This window comes from Paraburkholderia sediminicola (assembly GCF_046027355.1).
Lineage (GTDB): Bacteria > Pseudomonadota > Gammaproteobacteria > Burkholderiales > Burkholderiaceae > Paraburkholderia > Paraburkholderia sediminicola_B.
In genome coordinates, this window is record NZ_JAQQEK010000086.1 from 1 (window position 1) to 2,498 (window position 2,498).

Here is a 2,498-nt window from a genome sequence, read left to right on the forward strand (position 1 = left end):
ACAAGCTGCGGCTGATGCGGCCGCGAAGACTGCAGGCGTTAGCAAAGTGCTGCTGGCCGACGCACCGCAACTCGAAGCCCGTCGCGATCAATAAAGACGAAGAAGCGCCGATCTTCAGCGTCGCCGATTACGGTCTGGTGGACGATCTGTTCAGTGTTGTACCCGAGTTCGCGGGTCACATGTCCTGGTCGGCCGCCGAATGCGCTGCGCTGAGTCCTATGTCCGCGAGCCAACTGGCGGACCCGCCCGCGTGGGTGTCGGGGAGGGGCGGTTGAATTTGCCGCTGCTGTCGAAGCGCGGTCCTGACCGTGAGTGGCCGTATTCAGTTGGCGGTGTGGTGTAGCGACGAGTTCACCGTCTCACCCGGCACCGCTCCGAGTTGCTGCGTGCTACCTCGAACAATAAGCGTTGCGGGCGAAATCGAGGTGTAAGGCGCAGAGGTGAACGAGTGCTGCTTGATGTGATGTACAAACCAGAGGCCGCACGCAGTTGCCAGGTCGGAAACGGGAAGCCCGACGGTTGTCAGCCCGGGACCCCACCAGCGAAATCCCATCTCGTCACCAAATCCGACGACGGACAGTTCGTCAGGCGCATGAACGCCTTGTGCTGTCAGTTCCTCGAGGACGCCTTGTGTGGTTTGCACCGAAGCCGCAACGATGGCGGTCGGCGGTGTGGCCAGCGACAGCAGGCGACGCGTGGCCTCCCGGCCGAAGTCGACCGAGCCAGGGGCGCCGAGGTGTACAAACGCCGGGACCGCGGTTTCATCGCGCGGCAGCGCTTTGTGGAAGCCTTTCAGGCGCGCTGAACCTGTAGGTAGGTCATCCGTACCGCCGACATATCCAATCCGATGATGACCCAGTTGCACGAGATGGTTGGTCGCCTCATATATCGCCTGAGTGTCGTCAATCCCGAACCACTGTTCGCCAAGCGCCGCATGCCGGCGCAGCAACTGGATGTGCGGCAACGCCTTGAGCAGTTTCACGGAATCTGGATGAGGCCGCGCTGTCGGCACGATAATAATGCCGGCAACGTTCGCGCTCGTTAGTTCGCGTATGTGATGCAGCTCGGTCAGGCGGTCATCATCGGTTTCTGACAGCGTTAGCTGGAAGCCACCGTTCTCGAGGCATTTTGACAGTGCGTGGGCGATCGTCGAGTAGAAGCCGTTGCGAATGTCGGGAAGAACCAGGCCGACCAGGTTGCTGGAAACCCCTCGCATCATTCGCGCTGCAAGATTGGCAACATACCCCATTTCGTTGGCAACCTCGCTAACCCGCTGCTTTGTGGCTGCGCTGATTCTCGAGTCGTCGGCGAGCGCACGTCCCACCGTGGACGGGGAGACCTTCAGGCGGGCGGCGATGTCCTTGATGGTAATCATTGAGCTTTCCAATACGATCCAGCGGTTTTGTATAACGATAGCACGGGAGGGGCAGTCAGCAAAACCGGTTTCGTGTGCAGCCTAATGGGACAGCGGTCTTTGCGCGGACACGCGCCTTCTTTCGGGTGCTACCGATAGCATTAAGCCGCCAGACCGATTGCGCCAGGAGCGGGGTGGCGCGGATGTGAATCTTCGCCTTGCCTGGCGTTCCCTTGCCCTATCTTCAATGCCGTGCGCCAAGGCGGCAACCGTGTTCGTTTTTGGGAGGAGAGGGGGCTGATCGTGCGTGATTCGATCAGCTTTGCTGGCTACCCCTGATGCAGATCTCAAACGAACGTTCATGCGGCGTTCACGGCGAAGTTGAATGCTAACGTACGCATGTTTGAATAGCTATATTTGTTTGACCGGTCTCGGCTTGAATGCTAATATAATGCTAACGTTAGCGCAATTGAGGCATATGTCGAACTGCACGCTGCGGTTGACGCGGGGGCAGTCGCTGGATGGCGTCCCGGGCGGGTCGCTCCCCTCGGAACGTCAGGAAAGTGGTGAGATTCCAGCCGATATCTGAAGGGCGTCGCGCGGACGTACGCCCTTGCCGCTGGAAAAACATAGGGTGGGCTATCGATTTTCGGTAATGTGCAGGCGATGGTCTTGTCACCTGCGACCAGGAGGCGAAAGTGTATTTTAATAAGGTATCCTTAAGGTTTCTCGTTGAGAAATGGTTTGGTAGGGATTCGCTTTCGTCCTTGCGGGTGAGCCGTGTCTGGCATGCGCGGCTGGGTCGGAGTCATTGTGTTCGGGTCGAGTTGTCGCGATCGGAAAACCCTGTGATTATTTTTTTCTTTCGGCATGACGACGGTAACTGGAACGTTTTTCCGCCTGACACCAGCCGTGCGGCGTTGACGATCAACGATTCTCGTGTCTAAAGTTAATTCAAATTGAGTTGCCAACGATAGCACTGGGTATACCCTGCCTTGACGCTATTTTGTGAGATTAATAGCATTAACGGCGCAAACGATAGCATTGAATTCTACCGAGGTCGCCGCTGACGGTCCGGGTTCGACCGGCGCGGATAGACGCTTCGCTCTTACGTCGCCGCCTCGCTGGAACAAGATAATTCAAT

At 57.8% G+C, this 2,498-nt stretch carries 1 protein-coding gene and 1 pseudogene; one reads left to right on the forward strand and one right to left on the reverse strand.

Features of this window, described 5'->3' with window-relative positions; genetic code table 11:
• Positions 1-80: 80 nt before the first annotated feature.
• Positions 81-182 (forward strand): annotated as a pseudogene (locus PQR42_RS45280) (electron transfer flavoprotein subunit alpha/FixB family protein); the annotation flags it as partial.
• Positions 183-322: 140 nt separating this feature from the next.
• Here PQR42_RS45280 and PQR42_RS45285 read toward each other — a convergent pair.
• Positions 323-1,375, reverse strand: coding sequence for a LacI family DNA-binding transcriptional regulator (locus tag PQR42_RS45285; protein ID WP_408393846.1), 1,053 nt, complete (start codon positions 1,373-1,375; stop codon positions 323-325).
• Positions 1,376-2,498: the final 1,123 nt, after the last annotated feature.

Bases quoted from the DNA above. Each gene is read 5' to 3' on its own strand.
- PQR42_RS45285 (WP_408393846.1), bottom strand. From the start codon at position 1,375: ATGATTACCATCAAGGACATCGCCGCCCGCCTGAAGGTCTCCCCGTCC.